Below are 14554 nucleotides of genomic sequence, written 5' to 3' on the forward strand. Positions count from 1 at the left end.
GAGGTCAGAGCGAGGCCCAGCCACCATCGACCGGCAGGTCGACACCGGTGATCTGGCGCGATGCGTCGGACGCCAGGAACAGGCAGGCATTGGCCACGTCCTCGGCCTGGCTGATGCGGCGCAGGGCATATTCGGCGGCGTGCTCGGCAATCACTTCATCTTCGCTCAGGCCGCGCGCGGCCGCCATGCCAGGCATCACCTTGGTGCGGAAGCGCGGCCCATCGACCATGCCGGGCGCCACGATGTTGACGTTGATATTGTGCGGCCCGGCCTCGATCGCGGTGGACTTGGTGATCCCGCGCAGGCCCCACTTCGATGCCGAATAGGCCATGCGTCCGGCGCGGCCATGCATGCCGAACGTGCCACCGACATTGACGATCTTGCCATAGCGGCGCGCGATCATCGCCGGCAGCACGGCGCGCATCATGTGGAAGCAGCCCGCCATGTTGAGCCGCACGATCTCGTCGAACGCCTCGGGCGTGGTTTCCCATGCCGGCAGGCCAACCGGGCCGGTGCCGCCCGCCACGTTGACCAGCACATCGACCTGACCGTGGGCGGCAACCACAGCGGCAACGGCGGCATCACACTGCGCCGCATCGGTAACGTCACAGGAAAAGGTTGAAATTCTTTCGGCGTATTCGGGGTTATCTTCGCGAAGCTTTTCAAGAGCTGACAGGTCTCTTCCAAGAACAGCTACGAACGAACCTTCCTTGCAAAATGCATTTGTGATCGCAGGCCCCATGCCCTTTCCGGCACCTGTGATGATCACAACTTTATCTACAAGGCCAATTTCCATACGTAACCCCATGAATTTTTCACGGCTTCTTCACATATTTGAAAAATCCCTGTTGATTTTTGCCACAGCATGTGAAGTGCCTGTTACTGCATAGGCTATCCCCTGTTGCCCTTGGTGTGCTAAAAGGATGGCATGCCGGTGCAAAAATACGAACGGAACCATCGTGGCGCTGCGTAACCAACGAATCTGGGCCTACATCGACGAAGTCGCGCGTGCCGGCTCGGTACGCCAGGCGGCAGAGCGCCTGAACATGACGCCGTCCGCCCTGCTGCGACGCATCCAGGACGTGGAACACGATCTGGGCGCCCCGCTGTTCGAACGCCATTCGCTGGGCGTGCGGCTGACTGCGGCGGGTGAGCTGTTCATCCGCTGGATCCGCACGCAATCGGCGGAATTGCAGCGCGTCTATTCGCAGATCGAGGAACTGGGCGGGTTACAGCGTGGCGACATCCGCATCGCTTGTAGCCAGGCGGTGGCGCGCAGTTTCCTGTTGCAGCAAGTGGTGGATTTCCGCGCGCGCCATCCCAACGTGAAGTTCCGCATCGTGGTGACCGACCATATCAGCGCGGTGCGCCAGTTGACCGAATACGAAATCGACCTGGCGCTGATCTTCCGCCCGCTGCGCCATCCCGAACTGCACCCGATCCTGTCGATCGGCCAGGGCCTGGTCGCGATCATGGCGGCAGACCATCCCTTGGCCGACAAGGCCGTGCTGCGCCTGCGCGAATGCGCGCATTACGATCTCGCCATGCCCGACACCGCGTTCGGCGGCCGCGAGATCATCGAGACACGCCTGGCCAACAGTTCGGTCAAGCCGCGCATCGTGGTGGAATCCAACAATTTCGACATGCTCGGCGAAATCGTCGCATCCAGCGATCTGATCACCTTCCAGATCGATATCGGCGCCGAACTGTGGCGCCGCGATCCGCGCTTTGCCGTGCGCCGCATCAACGATGTGGACCGCACCTATGGCCCGCTGGTGCTCGGCCAGTTGAAGGGGCGCCCCCTCCCGCTCGCCGCAGCCAAATTCGCCGAGCAACTCGCCCGCGACATGCATGCCTGCCGCACCCTGCCCATGGCCGAAATCCCGGCGTTCGAAGACGACGAGGATGAACACCTCGCGTTCGACATGGAAGAAGACAGTCCCAGAGGGACGGACGGCTGATACCCGCGTTTGGCCGCATCAACATGGTCATCACCCCGGGCCTAGCCCAGGGTGATGTGAAGAAACCAGGCCGCGGTTGAATTACCCCCGCGCGTAAATCGTCTGTGCCGCCTGCTCCGACACGAACCCTTCGGCCAGGTCGGCCGCCAGCGCCTCGGGCCGTCGCGCATGGGGATCGCCCAGGCCTGCTCCGCCCGGCACGTCGAGCACCAGGCGCTGCCCGGCGGGAATTTCCTGGCGCCCCTTCCCACGCAGCACGGTTCCGTCCGTCAGCCGCACCTGGCCCAGTGAGCCGTCGGCCCCGCCGTCGCGGCCGCGCGCGGCATGGTCGACACGCTCGAACATCGCGAGCACTTCAAAGCCGCTGCCATCGCGCATGGCCACTTCCACGCGCTGCCCCAGCCCGCCGCGCAGTGCCCCGGCGCCGCCGCTGTCGGTCAGCAATTCCTTGCGCCAGATCACGATCGGCGCGCCATGCTCGGTCACTTCCACCGGCATGGCGCGCACACCGCTGGGAAAGGCCGTGCCATCCAGGCCGTCCTGCCCCGGCCGCGCGCCCGATCCGCCCGAATTGAAGAAGATCGTGTCGAACAGGTCGCCCGGCGTGCCCTGCTCACTTTCCGGATGGCGCCCGCGCAACTGCACGCTCCACAAGCACGAAGAGCCTTCCACCGGCACGCGATCGGGGATCGCCTGCGACAGGCAACCAAACACCAGATCGGGCAGCATCTGCCCGACGATGTGCCGCGCCGCCACCGGCCAGGGGCGCTGGACATTGAGGATCGAGCCTTCGGGCGCGTCCACCTCATAGGGCAGCAGCGCGCCGTGGTTGTTGGGCACTTCCGGGCTGATCACGCAGCGCAGCGCAAAGACGGTATAGGCGCGGGCATAGTTGAGCACCACGTTGATCCCGCGCGGCAGGCAGGCGTCCGATCCCGCATAGTCCACCTTCACGCGCTTCCCATCGATCGTCAGCGTGGCGCGCAGGGTGACGGGCGCGTCATAGCCGTCGATCGTCAGGCTGCTGCTCCACGAGCCTTGCGGCAGGCGCGCGATTTCCGCGCGCGTGGCCTCAAGCGACTGGGTGACGATCGTGTCGGCCACGTCCTGGAGGTCATCCATGCCGAATTCGCCCAGCATCGCCGCCAGGCGCCGGATCGCGGCATTGTTGCTGGTCACATAGCTCAGGATGTCCCCGCGCACCTGCAAGGGCGTGCGCACGTTCTGGCAGACGATTTCCAGCAGTTGCTCGTTCAATTCGCTCCGGCTGGCCAGCTTCATCAGCGGAATCTGGATGCCTTCTTCGTAGATGGAGCGGCCATCGGGCCCCTGGCCCAGACCGCCGATATCCACCTGGTGGCAGCACACCCCGAACAGGCCGACGATCCGCCCCTGGTGGAACGCGGGCGAAACCACGGTCACGTCGTGCAGGTGCCCGGCGGTCAGCCAGGGATCGTTGGTGATGAAATGGTCGCCCGGCTCCATCGTGTCGAGCGGGAAGCGGTCGATGAAGTGGCGCACGCCGGCCGCCATCGAATTGACGTGGCCGGGCGTGCCGGTCACCGCCTCGGCAATCAGGCGGCCTTCCAGGTCAAACAGCGCGGCGGACAGATCGCCCGCATCGCGCACCGTCGTCGAAAAGGCCGTGCGCATCAGGGTCTGCGCCTGCTCTTCGACAATGGCGATCAGGCGGGTCCAGATCACCTGGTGGCGCAGTTGCGACAGGGCATTGCTCATGCGCGGGGCTCCTCGGGCCGGCGGGTACAGACAAGCGTGCGGTTGGCATCCATGCGCGCATCGAAACGCGGCGAGACGACCGTGGTGGTTTCGCGTTCGGTCACCAGCACCGGGCCGCGCACGGCATCCCCCGGCGCCATGTCTTCGCGCGCGACCACGGCAAAGCGCAGCGCCAGGCCATCCTGCGGATCGATCACCTCGCGCCAGGCGGTGGGCATGATCCAGCGATCGGCCAGCGGCGCACTGGCGCCCTGCCCCTGCCACACCTGCGCCGCCACGGCGACGCGGAAGGTCAGGAGTTCCACCGGCAGGTCGAGCGCCTGGTTGCCGTATTGCATGCGATAGGCCGCTTCGAACAAACCGCGCAGTTCCGCCACGCCGGGCAGCGGCCCTGCGGGCAGATCGAACGGAATTTCAAAGCCCTGCCCGGCATAGCGGCCCAGCGCCACGCGGCGCTCGTTTTGCGCGGCGCCTGGCGCGCCTTTGGCCACCAGGTCTTGCGCCTGCGCGGCCATGGCGCCCAGCAGCGCATCGAGCGCGGCGAGATCGGCGCCGTCCGACAGCAGCAGGTGATGGCTGCGCGCCACTTCATAGGATACCGGCGCGCGCAGAAAGCCCACTGCCGATCCCACGCCGGCGCCGGCGGGCACGATCACCCGGCCGATGCCCAGCTTTTCGGCAAAACGCACGGCATGGAGCGGCGCCGCACCGCCAAAGGCGATCAGGCTGCGGTCTTCCAGCGTCATGCCCTGCTCCACAGCGTGGACGCGCGCGGCGCTGGCCATGGTTTCGTCCACGATCTCGCTGACACCAACGGCGAGCGTGGTGGCAGCCCCGTCCCAGATGCCCAGGCCCGCGAGCGCCGTGGCCGACGCCGTGGGATCAAGCGAGACCTTGCCGCCGGCAAAGCGCGCCGGATCGATCCGGCCGAGCACGATATCGGCATCGGTCACGGTCGGGCGCGTGCCGCCCCGGCCATAGGCCGCCGGCCCTGGCTCCGATCCGGCCGAATGCGGCCCCACGGCCAGGCGTCCGGCGCGATCGACCGAGGCGATCGACCCGCCGCCCGCGCCGATTTCCACCATTTCCACCACGGGAATGCGCAAGGGCAGGCCCGATCCCTTGCGGAAACGATGCGCGCGGCCAACCTCGAACACCTGGCTGGTCTGCGGCCGGAATTGATTGATCAGGCAGATCTTGGCCGTGGTGCCACCGACGTCGAGCGCCAGAACTTCCCCGGCGCCGCATTCCGCGGCCACCGAAGCGGCAAAGATCGCCCCGCCCGCCGGCCCGCTTTCCACCAGCCGCACCGGAAACCGCGCGGCGATGTCGACGGTGGTGAGCCCGCCCGAAGACAGCATCAGATAGAGCGGGCAGGCAAAGCCCATTTCCGCCAGCCGCGTTTCCAGCCGTCGCAGATAAGCATCGACGATCGGCTGGACATAGGCATTGGCCACCGTGGTGGAAAAGCGCTCGTACTCGCGCATTTCGGGCGAGACTTCGCTCGATAGCGACAGGCTCACCCCCGGCATCTCCTCGGCGAGGATGCGCGCGGCCTGCTGTTCATGCGCAGGGTTGGCATAGGCGTGGAGGAATGCCACCGCCACCGCGCGAATGCCCTCTGCGCGGAACCTGGCCGCCGCTTCGCGCACGGCCGCTTCATCCAGCGGCAGGAGCACTTCACCGGTCGCCGCCATGCGCTCGGCCACGCCCAGGCGCAGCTTGCGCGGCACCAGCGGCGCGGGCTTTTCCATGGCGATGTCATACTGGTCAAAACGGCTTTCGCTGCCCAGCGCGAGCACATCGCGAAAGCCTTCAGTGGTCAACAGCGCCGTCGGCACACCGCGCCGCTCGATCAGGGCATTGGTCGCCAGCGTCGTGCCATGAACCACCAGGTCCACGTCCGCCGGCGTCAATCCCACTTCGTCGAGCAGCAGCGCCACCCCTTCGAGCAAGGCCCGCTCGGGCGCGTCATAGGTGGTGAGAATCTTGGTCGAATGGCGCGCGGTGGCGGTTTCCAGCACCACGTCGGTAAACGTGCCGCCGATATCGGCACCGATGCGCGCGCGCGGCCGCGAGAGTTGTTCAGCCATAGATGTCCTGGGGATTTTTCGCGAGAGTGGCATAGAAGCGGGCAAGGTGATCGGCCACCTTCACCGCCGGATAGCGCGGGGTATCCGCCCCCACCAGTTCGGGCAGCGGCGCAACGACCACGGCGCGATCGGGATTGGCGAAATAGGGCACGGAGAAGCGCTCTTCCCCGGCGCGATTGCGCACGCGGTGGAAGTTCGACAGGAAGCGGCCGTTGGACCACCACATCATCATGTCGCCCACGTTGATGGTAAAGGCCCCGGCGATCGGCGGCGCCTTGATCCACACCCCGTCGCGGCGCTTCACTTCCAGCCCGCCCACATCGCCTTGGGCCAGGATGGTGAACGGCCCCTCGTCGGTGTGCGGCACCATGTTCGAGACCTCGTCATCGGCCATGGCGGGCAGGCGCGGATAGAAGTTCATCGACAGTTGCGAGGCAGGATGGCGGAACCAGCCGTCAAAGCGGTGTTCGGGCAAGCCAAGGCCCAGCGCAAAGGCTCGCAGCAATTCGCGCGACAGGGTGAGCATCGCATCGAGGTAAGCCTCGCTCGCCGCGCGGAACGCGGGCATGTCGGCCGGGAAGCGATTGGGCTGGTCGAAGATCGCGGCATGGTCCATGTCGGCCGGATCGGCGGGCCATTCATGCTGCAACCGATATTGCTCGAACAGGCGGGTGTTGCGCGAAAAGCCATCGGCCTCGGGCGCGCCGATCCAGCCGCGATACCATTCGGGCGTTGCCGCGCTTTGCGCCCGCTCGGCGCGGGGCCGGGCAAAGAACGCTGCGGCTGCGGCAAAGACATCCTCACGCACCGCCTGGGGTACGCCGTGCCCGGCCAGATAGAAGAAGCCGATCTCTTCGCAGGCGCGGGCGATGGTCCCGGCCACCTCCTGGCGCGCGGCGGCATCGCCGCTCAGGAACGGCGCAAAATCAATGAGAGGCACCTCGTCCAGCGTGATCGCTTGGGCGGCGGATACGTCATCGGCGGAACGGCTCATCGAACAGGCTCCATCGCGAAGGCCAAGGGCAAGGCGCGCAGGCGGCGCCAGAGTGCCAGCCAGGCATGGGGGCCGGCCGGGCATAGGGTATGACTAAGGCAACACTTGGCCGCTGAGCGTTGTTTTTTTGGTACTCCCCCGCTGCCGAAACATCACCTTGGCGCACCACCCCCCACCGGCTAGTCCATAAACTGCACAGATCACCACAAGCACGGGCGCAGCATGACAGGCAACAACGGGCAAGCCGGGCCTTTGGCCGGAACCCTGGCAGGGCAGATCATCGCCCTCACCGGCGGCACGCGCGGGCTTGGCCTGGCGCTCGCCCATGCCCTGGTCGCCCAAGGGGCGCGCGTGGCGCTGATCGGGCGTGATGCCGCCACCGGTGCCGCCGCGCAGGCCAGCGTGGGCACCGCCGCCCGCGCCTATGCCGCAGACGTGACCGACGCCGCCGCGCTGGCCGACGTATTCGCCGCCATCGCGCAAGACCTGGGGCCGGTCGATGCGCTGGTCTGCGCCGCCGGCGTCAGCAGCGGCAAAGCGCCGATCTGGGAGAATGGCGAGGCGGCCTATCGCCACTGCTTCGATATCAACGTGCTGGGCGTGATCAACGCGCTGGGCGCGGCCATGCCGGCCATGGTGGCGCGCGGGAGCGGCCAGGTCGTGGTGATCGGCGGCACCTATGGGCACAAGGGCGTGGCCGGCCAGGGCATCTATGCCGCCTCGAAATGGGCCGTGCGCGGGCTGGTGCGCTCGGCCGCGCTCGATGGCGCGCCGCACGGCGTGCGCGTCAACATGGTTTCGCCCGGCGGCATCGACGGCGAACGCCTGCGCCGCCTGTTCCGCCAATCGGCGGAGCGCAACGGCGAAGCGCCCGACGCCCCATACAACCGCTTTGTCCAGTCCACTGCGCTGGGTCGCCTGGTGGGTGAGGACGACATTGCCCGCGCCGTGCTGCACCTGCTTGGCCCCGGCGGGCGCATGATGACCGGGCAGGACATCGTCGTCGACGCCGGAACGATACTCTGAAGGAGCCTGAACCAAGATGACCATCGATCTTTCGCGCTTTGGCCGCGGCACGCAGACCCTGCACGCCGGGCGCGATCCGGCGGCCAACTTCGGCGTGGTCAATCCGCCGGTCTATCACTGCTCCACCGTGCTGTTCGACAGCGTCGAACAGTTGCTGGAAACCCGCCGCGACCGCGCCTCGGGCGCCTATGTCGGCTTTACCTATGGCCGCGAAGGCACTGCCACGACCCGCGCGTTCGAGGATGCCATTACCCTGCTCGAAGGCGGCTATCGCGCCGTCACCACCAGTTGCGGGCTCGGTGCGATCTGCGCGTCGCTCACCGCGTTTCTTTCGGCCGGCGATCACCTGCTGATCGTGGACAGCCTCTATGGCCCGGCGCGCGCGTTCTGCGAGGAATTCCTCAAGAAGTTCGGCGTGGACGTAACTTATTACCGCCCCTCGATCGGCGCGGGGATAGCGGCGCTTATCAAGCCCAACACCCGCGTCATCTACATGGAGAGCCCCGGTTCGCTGACCTTCGAGATGACCGACGTTCCGGCCATCACCGCCGTGGCCCGCGCGCACGGAATCAAGACGGTGTTCGACAACACCTGGAGCAGCCCGGTCAATTTCCGCCCGCTCGAACACGGCGTCGACGTCTCGATCAACGCCGCCACCAAATATATCTCGGGCCATTCCGATCTGATGCTGGGCGTGGCGGTCTGCACCGAGGAAGCGTTCATTCCGGTCAAGAAGACGGCCTCGGGCAGTGGCTACTGCGGCGGGCCGGACGACATCTACATGGCCTTGCGCGGCCTGCGCACCTTGCCGCTGCGGATGAAACAGCACCATGCTGCGGCGCTGGCCGTGGCGCAGTGGCTGCAAGCCCGGCCCGAAGTGGCACGAGTGATGTATCCCGCCCTGCCCGATGATCCCGGCCACGCCATCTGGAAACGCGATTACGATGGCGCCTCGGGCCTGTTCGGCGTGGTGCTGAACGCCTGCACCGATCGGCAGTTTGCCGCGATGCTCGATCACATGGACTTGTTCAAGCTGGGCTACAGTTGGGGCGGCTATGAAAGCCTGGTCGTGCCCACTTATCCGTCAGACCTGCGTTCGGAAGTGACGTGGGAAGCGCCCGGCCCCAGCCTGCGCCTGCATGTCGGGCTGGAAGAGGTGGACGACCTGATCGCCGATCTTGAGCGCGGCTTTGCCCGCCTGCACGCGGCTGCCTGATATTTCCCTGTTTATTCGGAGTTTTTCATGACCCTGGTTGCCATCAAGGCTGGCCCCTATGCCTTCACCGCCCGCCTGGAAGAGGAACTGGCGCCCGTCACCTGCGCCCGCTTCAAGGCGATGATGCCCTATGATGAAAAGGTCATCCACGTGCGCTGGAGCGGCGAAGGCGTGTGGATCCCGATGGGCGACACGGTCTATGACCTGCCCTGGGAAAACCCAACGCGCCATCCCGCGCCTGGCGAATTCATCTTCTATCCTGGCGGCTACAGCGAAACCGAGATTCTGCTCGCCTATGGCGGCGTGGCCTTTGCCAGCAAGCTCGGGCCGCTCGCCGGCATCCACTTCATGACAATCGTGGAAGGCAACGAGAACCTGGCAAAGCTGGGCAAGCAGACGCTGTGGGAAGGTGCGCAGTCGATTGCCTTCGCAATCAAGGATTGACCTGGCCATGGCCCCGCACCCCTTCCTCACCGGCACCCCGCTGGGCCTGTTGATCGACGGGGGCTTCGTGCCGGCCGCCGATGGCCAGACCCTGCCGTCGCACGACCCGGCCACGGGCGAACACCTTGCCGATTTCGCGCGCGGCCAGGCGGCCGACGTGGACCGCGCGGTCGCGGCAGCGCGCGCCGCGTTCGAATCCGGCCCCTGGCCGCGCTTCTCCTCGGCTGAACGCCAGGCGCTGCTGCTGCGCCTGGCCGATCTGGTGGCCGCCCATGCCGAAGACTTCGCCCTGCTCGACACGCTCGACATGGGGTCCCCGATCCGCCACACGCGCGGCAGCGTGGCGATGCTGACCGACCTGGTGCGCTATTACGCCGGCATGGCACGCGGGATCGAGGGGGTGACGGCCACCCCGTCCAATCCCGCCATGTTCGCCTGCACGGTGAAGGAACCGGTCGGCGTCTGCGCGGCGATCATTCCGTGGAACGGGCCACTCTGGGCCAGCATCCTCAAGCTTGGCCCGGTGCTCGCCACGGGCTGCACCCTGGTGCTCAAGCCGGCGGAGGACGCTTCGCTTTCCCCGCTGCTGCTGGGCAAGCTGGCGTTGGAAGCGGGCGTGCCGCCGGGCGTGTTCAACGTGGTGACGGGTCTTGGCAACGAAGCCGGCGCCGCGCTGGCCGCCCATCCCGGCGTGGACAAGATCGCGTTTACCGGATCAGACACCACCGGCCGCGCGATCATGGCCTCGGCCGCCGGCAGCCTCAAGCGGATCAGCCTGGAACTGGGCGGCAAATCGCCCAACATCGTCTTTGCCGATGCCGATCTCGACAAGGCCGCGCGCATGGCGGTGGTCGCGGCCTTTGCCAATTCGGGCCAGGTGTGCAGCGCCGGCACGCGCCTGTTCGTGGAGCGCGGCGTGGCCGATGATTTCGCCGCTGCCGTGGCCCATCATGCCGGCGCGTTGCGCCTGGGGAACGGCATCGATCCGGCAACGGACCTTGGCCCGCTGGTCTCCGCCCGCCAGTTGGCGCGCGTGACCGGCCATATGGACGATGCCCTGGCCGAAGGCGCGGGCGCAGTCTGCGGTGGCGAGCGGCTGAGCGAAGGAGCCTTTGCCCAGGGGTTCTTCTTCCCGCCAACGGTGCTGTCGGGCGCGACGGATACGATGCGCGCGGTGCGCGAGGAGATCTTCGGCCCGATTCTGGCGGTGCTGCCGTTCGATAGCGAAGAGGAAGTAGTGGCCCGCGCCAATGCCACGCCGTTCGGCCTGGGTGCGGGCGTGTGGACCGGCAACGTGGGCCGCGCCCATCGCCTGGGCCGCCGCCTGCGCGCCGGGTCGGTCTGGGTCAACTGCTACAACGCGATCGATCCGGCCGTGCCGTCAGGCGGGATGAAAGCCAGCGGCATGGGCCGCGAATATGGCAAGAACCACCTGGAGGAACACCTGGAGACCAAGTCCCTCTGGATCGCCACGGACTGACGCCGATGGCTGCGGGGCGGATGGCCAAATGGCCTCCGCCCCGCGTGTCGTCACATCCACTTCTGCACGGTGGGCTTTTCGAACACCGCCAGCTTGTCGATCAGCGCCTCGGGCGCAGGATCGAGCGCGATGCCTTCGCGGTGCGCGGCAGGCAGGAACTTGCGCGCGATCATCGTATCGATGAAGCCCATGAAGCTATCGTAATAGCCATCGACATTGAGCAGGCCGACCGGCTTGTCCACATCGCCCAACTGGTTGAGCGTCCAGGCTTCCATGAACTCCTCGGCCGTGCCGATGCCGCCGGGCAGGGCAATGCAGGCATCGGCCAGGTCAAGCATCCGCTCCTTGCGCGCGCGCATGCCATCGACGATCTCGCTTTCGCTCAAGGCCGGATGCAGGTGCCCCTTGTCGTGCAGGCGCTGGGTGATCACGCCATGCACGCGGCCGCCGCCGGCCAGCGCCGCATCGGCCAGAATGCCCATCAGGCCCTTGTGCGTGCCGCCATAGACCACCGTGATGCCCCGCCGCGCCAGCGCGCTGCCCAATGCGGCGGCTGCGTCTTTATAGGCTTCCCCTTCGCCCACGTTCGATCCGCAGAAAATGGCGATGGCAGACAGGGTGCGGGGCATGGGGCAAGGCTTCCGGGTTGGGGTGAAACGTTCCCCCTGCTGCTAGCCGATGCGCGTGTCCCTGCGCAATCGGCAGGCGTTGCCCAAACGTGGCACATCGCGCAACGCCGCGCTGCCAAAGGGGCAACACCTGCGCCGCACCATCCGGGGCAAATGTGGGGCATTCCAACAAGAGGCTTCCCCATGACGCCCGAACAGAACAAGTTCATCACGCTTTCCGGCCCGGCCACGCCGCTGGGCGACTTGCTGCGGCAATATTGGCAGCCCGTGGCCATCACGGAGGAACTGGAAGGCGAACGCCCGCTCAAGGCGATCAAAGTGCTGGGCCAGGACCTGGTGCTGTTTCGCGACGAAGACGGGCGCCTTGGCCTGATCGATCGCGATTGCCCGCATCGTGGCGCAGACCTGGCATTCGGCCGGCTGGAAGACGGCGGCGTGCGCTGCCCGTTCCACGGCTGGTTGTTCGATGTGAATGGCGCGTGCCTGGAAACGCCGGCAGAACCCAAGGGCAGCAGCTTCTGCAAGCGCATCAAGCAGCGCGCCTATCCGGTGCGCGAAGTGGGGGGCACCATCTTCGGCTGGTTCGGCCCGCTCGACGCCGATGGGCAAGCCCCGGCGCTGCCCGCGCTCGATTGCCTCGCCGCGCCCGATAGCCATGTGTTCTCGTTCAAGGGCTATCTCGACTGCAATTGGCTCCAGGCGCTGGAAGTGGGCATGGACCCGGCCCACGCTAGCTTCCTCCACCGCTATTTCGAGGATGCCGAGGCTGATGCCAACTATGGCAAGCAGTTTCGCGCCCATTCGACCGACAGCGACCTGCCGATGACCAAGGTGCTGCGCGAGTACGACTGCCCCGATATCGCGGTCACGCCCAGCGATTGCGGCTTGCGCATCACCACGCTGCGCCACCTCGACGGCGGCGATACCCATGTGCGCGTCACCAACGTGCTGTTCCCGCAGGCGTTCGTCATTCCGCTCTCGTCCACCATGACGATCACCCAGTGGCACGTCCCGATCGATGACCACAGTTGCTATTGGTATGCCATGTTCACCAGCTTTGCCGAGCCGGTGGACAAGCCGCTGATGCGCGAACAGCGCCTGCAACTCTATACCCTGCCCGACTACATGCCGCGCGTTGGCCGCCACAACAATTGGGGCTTCGACGTGGAAGAGCAGAAGACCCGCACTTTCACCGGCATGGGCGAAGACATCAACGTGCACGATCAGTGGGCGGTGGAAAGCCAGGGCCGCATCCAGGACCGCACGCGCGAGCATCTCGGCACGTCGGACAAGGCGATCGTCGCCTATCGCGTCATGCTGATCAACCAGATCAAGAAAGTGCAGAAGGGCGAAGCGCCGCTGGCCCTGCCGCCACTGGGCGAAGGCAACGCCGGCGCCGGCCCCGCCACGATCGACGGGGTTGCGCCCGGCGGCATGGCGCCCGAGGCCTATTGGCGCGACGCGGTCGAACGGCTACGCGCCGAGGCGACCTGGAACGTGCCCGCGCTCGCGCTATGAGCGGGTTCGTCTTGACCCACGGGCTGTGGAGTGACGAGCAGGCGGCCGCTGCGGCCGACCTGCCGCGCCGCCTGGCCGATGCCGGGGGCCATTCGGTGCGGCTAGGCTTTCCCGATCTGCACGGGATCGTGCGCGGCAAGACGGTGATGACCGCCGCCCTGCCCGGCGCGCTGGAACAGGGCCTGTCGATCACCTCCAGCCTGTTGCTGAAAGACACCTCGCACCGCACCGTGGTGCCGGTCTTTGCGGCGGGCGCGGGCATTGGCCGGGCCGATCTCCAGGGCGCGGGCGATCTGGTCATGGTGCCCGATCCGCTCAGCCTCAAGCTCCTGCCCTGGGCGCCGGGCACGGCCTGGATGCTGGGCGACCTGTTCTTTGCCGATGGCACGCCCTACCCCTGGTGCCCGCGCCGCATCGCGCGCGCCGCCGCAGCGCGCCTTGCCGAACGCGGCCTAGCGTTCATGAGCGGGCTGGAAGTGGAATTCCACCTCACCCGCCTGGTCGATCCGCGCCTTGCGCCCGATGATGCCGGCCAGCCCGGCACGCCGCCCGATGTTGCGCTGACGCACCAGGGCTATGCCTATCTCACAGAGCAGCGCTACGACACGATCGAGCCGATACTCGACGTGCTGCGCCAGGCCTGCGCCACGCTGGGCCTGCCGCTCACCTCGATGGAACTGGAATTCGGACCGTCGCAGGTGGAATTCGTGTTCGGCGTGCAGGAGGGCATCGCCTCGGCCGATGCCATGATCCTGTTCCGCACCGCGGCCAAGCAGGTGGCGCGCCGCCATGGCCATCACGCCAGCTTCATGTGCCGCCCCGCCCTGCCCCAGGCGATGTCCAGCGGATGGCACCTGCACCAGTCGCTGGTCGATAGCGCCAGCGGGCGCAACGCCTTTGCGCAAGGCGATGGCCAGCCCGGCCTTTCGGCGCTGGGGCAGCACTATCTGGCCGGGTTGCTCGATCACGCCGCCGCCGCCATGCCGCTCACCACCCCCACGATCAACGGCTACAAGCGCTATCGCGCCAACTCGCTGGCGCCCGATCGCATCGCCTGGGGGCAGGACAATCGCGGCGCCATGCTGCGCGTGCTGGCCAAGGGCAGCCCCGGCGCCACCCGCATCGAAAACCGCGTGGGGGAGCCGGCGGCCAATCCCTATCTCTACCTCGCCGCGCAGATGGTGTCGGGCCTGGCCGGCATGGAAGCCGGCGCGCTGCCGCCCCCAGCGGTGGACAGTCCTTACCAGGCGCCCGCCCCGCTGCTGCCCACCAGCCTGGAAAGCGCCCTCCCCGCGCTGGAACAGAGCGCGGTGCTGCGCGAAGGCCTGGGCAGTGGCTTTGTCGACCACTTCGCCCGCATCAAGCACGCCGAAGTGGCCCGCTACAACGCCACGGTGACCGATTGGGAACACCGCGAATACTTCGATCTATTTTAACCACGCACCAAAAGCCAAAC

The 14554-nt window shown here is 66.9% G+C and carries 12 protein-coding genes; 7 read left to right on the forward strand and 5 right to left on the reverse strand.

The window, feature by feature from the left end:
• Positions 1-4: 4 nt before the first annotated feature.
• On the reverse strand, positions 5-808 hold the full coding sequence (locus IE191_RS06615; RefSeq protein ID WP_308432885.1) for an SDR family NAD(P)-dependent oxidoreductase: 804 nt from the start codon (positions 806-808) through the stop codon (positions 5-7).
• A gap of 151 nt (positions 809-959) precedes the next feature.
• Between IE191_RS06615 and IE191_RS06620 the strand changes: the two genes are divergently transcribed.
• Complete coding sequence (locus IE191_RS06620) at positions 960-1961, forward strand: LysR family transcriptional regulator (RefSeq protein WP_191323549.1); 1002 nt, start codon at positions 960-962, stop codon at positions 1959-1961.
• 81 nt (positions 1962-2042) lie between these two features.
• Here the strand turns inward: IE191_RS06620 and IE191_RS06625 are convergent, their stop codons facing one another.
• The 3 genes from IE191_RS06625 to IE191_RS06635 are packed head-to-tail and all read right to left on the reverse strand — an operon-like array spanning position 2043 to position 6785.
• Positions 2043-3698 (reverse strand): hydantoinase B/oxoprolinase family protein, encoded by a 1656-nt coding sequence (locus tag IE191_RS06625; RefSeq protein WP_191323550.1) that lies wholly within the window; start codon positions 3696-3698, stop codon positions 2043-2045.
• A complete protein-coding gene (locus IE191_RS06630) occupies positions 3695-5791 on the reverse strand; it encodes a hydantoinase/oxoprolinase family protein (protein WP_191323551.1) in 2097 nt (698 codons plus the stop codon). The genes IE191_RS06625 and IE191_RS06630 overlap by 4 nt, the downstream gene beginning before the upstream one ends.
• A complete protein-coding gene (locus IE191_RS06635) occupies positions 5784-6785 on the reverse strand; it encodes an isopenicillin N synthase family dioxygenase (protein WP_191323552.1) in 1002 nt (333 codons plus the stop codon). Before IE191_RS06635 ends, IE191_RS06630 begins: the two co-directional genes overlap by 8 nt.
• Before the next feature lie 222 nt (positions 6786-7007).
• Here IE191_RS06635 and IE191_RS06640 point away from each other — a divergent pair, with 222 nt between their 5' ends.
• The 4 genes from IE191_RS06640 to IE191_RS06655 are packed head-to-tail and all read left to right on the forward strand — an operon-like array spanning position 7008 to position 10951.
• The gene (locus IE191_RS06640; protein ID WP_191323553.1) at positions 7008-7811 is read left to right on the forward strand and encodes an SDR family NAD(P)-dependent oxidoreductase; all 804 of its coding nucleotides are present in this window, start codon (positions 7008-7010) and stop codon (positions 7809-7811) included.
• Positions 7812-7827: 16 nt separating this feature from the next.
• The gene (gene metC / locus IE191_RS06645) at positions 7828-9027 is read left to right on the forward strand and encodes a cystathionine beta-lyase (protein WP_191323554.1); all 1200 of its coding nucleotides are present in this window, start codon (positions 7828-7830) and stop codon (positions 9025-9027) included.
• Positions 9028-9054: 27 nt separating this feature from the next.
• Entirely contained in the window at positions 9055-9471 is a 417-nt protein-coding gene (locus tag IE191_RS06650) for a DUF3830 family protein (protein ID WP_191323555.1), read from the forward strand.
• Between the two features lie 7 nt (positions 9472-9478).
• Positions 9479-10951 (forward strand): aldehyde dehydrogenase family protein, encoded by a 1473-nt coding sequence (locus tag IE191_RS06655; RefSeq protein WP_191323556.1) that lies wholly within the window; start codon positions 9479-9481, stop codon positions 10949-10951.
• Between the two features lie 50 nt (positions 10952-11001).
• Here the strand turns inward: IE191_RS06655 and IE191_RS06660 are convergent, their stop codons facing one another.
• Positions 11002-11580: an LOG family protein gene (locus IE191_RS06660; protein ID WP_191323557.1), complete on the reverse strand. Its 579-nt coding sequence runs from the start codon at positions 11578-11580 to the stop codon at positions 11002-11004.
• A 183-nt stretch (positions 11581-11763) separates the two neighbouring features.
• Between IE191_RS06660 and IE191_RS06665 the strand changes: the two genes are divergently transcribed.
• Positions 11764-13098: a Rieske 2Fe-2S domain-containing protein gene (locus tag IE191_RS06665; RefSeq protein ID WP_191323558.1), complete on the forward strand. Its 1335-nt coding sequence runs from the start codon at positions 11764-11766 to the stop codon at positions 13096-13098.
• Complete coding sequence (locus IE191_RS06670) at positions 13095-14534, forward strand: glutamine synthetase family protein (RefSeq protein WP_191323559.1); 1440 nt, start codon at positions 13095-13097, stop codon at positions 14532-14534. The genes IE191_RS06665 and IE191_RS06670 overlap by 4 nt, the downstream gene beginning before the upstream one ends.
• Positions 14535-14554 lie beyond the last annotated feature (20 nt).

It is taken from the genome of Novosphingobium pokkalii (genome assembly GCF_014652855.1).
Lineage (GTDB): Bacteria > Pseudomonadota > Alphaproteobacteria > Sphingomonadales > Sphingomonadaceae > Novosphingobium > Novosphingobium pokkalii.

What these genes read in the sequence shown, in the direction of transcription:
- metC (WP_191323554.1), top strand. Translation starts at nt 7,828, where the DNA reads ATGACCATCGATCTTTCGCGCTTTGGCCGCGGCACGCAGACCCTGCAC.
- IE191_RS06665 (WP_191323558.1), top strand. Translation starts at nt 11,764, where the DNA reads ATGACGCCCGAACAGAACAAGTTCATCACGCTTTCCGGCCCGGCCACG.
- IE191_RS06670 (WP_191323559.1), top strand. Translation starts at nt 13,095, where the DNA reads ATGAGCGGGTTCGTCTTGACCCACGGGCTGTGGAGTGACGAGCAGGCG.
- IE191_RS06660 (WP_191323557.1), bottom strand. Translation starts at nt 11,580, where the DNA reads ATGCCCCGCACCCTGTCTGCCATCGCCATTTTCTGCGGATCGAACGTG.
- IE191_RS06625 (WP_191323550.1), bottom strand. Translation starts at nt 3,698, where the DNA reads ATGAGCAATGCCCTGTCGCAACTGCGCCACCAGGTGATCTGGACCCGC.
- IE191_RS06630 (WP_191323551.1), bottom strand. Translation starts at nt 5,791, where the DNA reads ATGGCTGAACAACTCTCGCGGCCGCGCGCGCGCATCGGTGCCGATATC.
- IE191_RS06640 (WP_191323553.1), top strand. Translation starts at nt 7,008, where the DNA reads ATGACAGGCAACAACGGGCAAGCCGGGCCTTTGGCCGGAACCCTGGCA.
- IE191_RS06655 (WP_191323556.1), top strand. Translation starts at nt 9,479, where the DNA reads ATGGCCCCGCACCCCTTCCTCACCGGCACCCCGCTGGGCCTGTTGATC.
- IE191_RS06650 (WP_191323555.1), top strand. Translation starts at nt 9,055, where the DNA reads ATGACCCTGGTTGCCATCAAGGCTGGCCCCTATGCCTTCACCGCCCGC.
- IE191_RS06635 (WP_191323552.1), bottom strand. Translation starts at nt 6,785, where the DNA reads ATGAGCCGTTCCGCCGATGACGTATCCGCCGCCCAAGCGATCACGCTG.
- IE191_RS06615 (WP_308432885.1), bottom strand. Translation starts at nt 808, where the DNA reads ATGGGGTTACGTATGGAAATTGGCCTTGTAGATAAAGTTGTGATCATC.